The organism is Siccirubricoccus soli, from assembly GCF_024178315.1.
GTDB classification, from domain to species: domain Bacteria; phylum Pseudomonadota; class Alphaproteobacteria; order Acetobacterales; family Acetobacteraceae; genus Siccirubricoccus; species Siccirubricoccus soli.
Genome location: NZ_JAMZIK010000066.1, coordinates 1 through 1,062, shown reverse-complemented (window position 1 = coordinate 1,062; position 1,062 = coordinate 1). Strand labels below are relative to the sequence as shown.

Below are 1,062 nucleotides of genomic sequence, written 5' to 3'. Positions count from 1 at the left end.
CGCCGGCGCCGGCGCCGGCGCAGGCGAGGGCGCCAGGCGCTGGGCCGCCCAGCGCGCCGCCTCCGCCACCACCGGGTCGGGATCCTCCGCCAGCCCCTGCGCCACCGGGCGCAGCGCCGGGTCGCGGCTGTTGCCGATGGCGATCAGCACGTTGCGCAGGAAGCGGTTGCGGCCGATGCGCTTGATGGGGCTGCCGCTGAACAGGGCACGGAAGGCCGCATCGTCCAGCGCGGCGAATTCCGCCAGCCGCCGGCTGGTCAGCGCCTGCCGCGGGGCGAAGGCGGGCTCGGCATGGGCGCGGGCGAATTTGTTCCAGGGGCAGACCGCCAGGCAATCGTCGCAGCCATAGATGCGGTTGCCCATCGCGGCGCGGAATTCCTCGGGGATCGGGCCCTTGTGCTCGATCGTCAGGTAGCTGAGGCAGCGGCGGGCATCGAGGCGGTAGGGCGCGGGGAAGGCATCGGTCGGGCAGGCGGCGAGGCAGGCGCGGCAGGAGCCGCAATGGTCGCGCTCCGGCGGATCCGGCTCCAGCGCCAGGGTCGTCATCACCTCGCCGAGGAAGAGCCAGGAGCCATGGCGGCGGGAGACGAGGTTGGTGTGCTTGCCCTGCCAGCCGAGGCCCGCCTGGGCGGCGAGCGGCTTCTCCATCACCGGCGCGGTATCGACGAAGACCTTCAGCGTGGAATCCGGCCAGCGCGCCACCATCCAGCGCGCCAGCGCCTTCAGCCGGGATTTCACCAGGTCGTGGTAGTCCCGCCCCTGGGCATAGGCGCTGATGGTGGCGCGGTCGCGCTGTGCCAGCGTCGCCAGCGGGTCCTCGGCCGGGGCGTAGGAGAGGCCGAGGGCGATGACGCTCACCGCCTCCGGCCAGAGGGATTGCGGATGGCCGCGCTGCGCGGCGCGCTCCGTCATCCAGCCCATGGAGCCGTGCATGCCCTCGGCGAGGAAGCGGTCGAGGCGCGCGCGCGCCTCCGCCGGCAGGGTGGCGGTGGTGAAGCGGCATTCGGTGAAGCCGAGGTGCAGCGCCTCGGCCCGGATCGCTTCTTTCATCCCGCGGTCAGG

Annotated in this window: 1 protein-coding gene; it reads right to left on the bottom strand. The window is 73.4% G+C overall.

The features are described 5' to 3' along the window. Positions 1–1,050 (bottom strand): tRNA epoxyqueuosine(34) reductase QueG (gene queG / locus NJ376_RS11020; protein WP_252953310.1); only part of this gene is annotated, 1,050 nt, incomplete at its 3' end. Between the last annotated feature and the right edge of the window lie 12 nt (positions 1,051–1,062).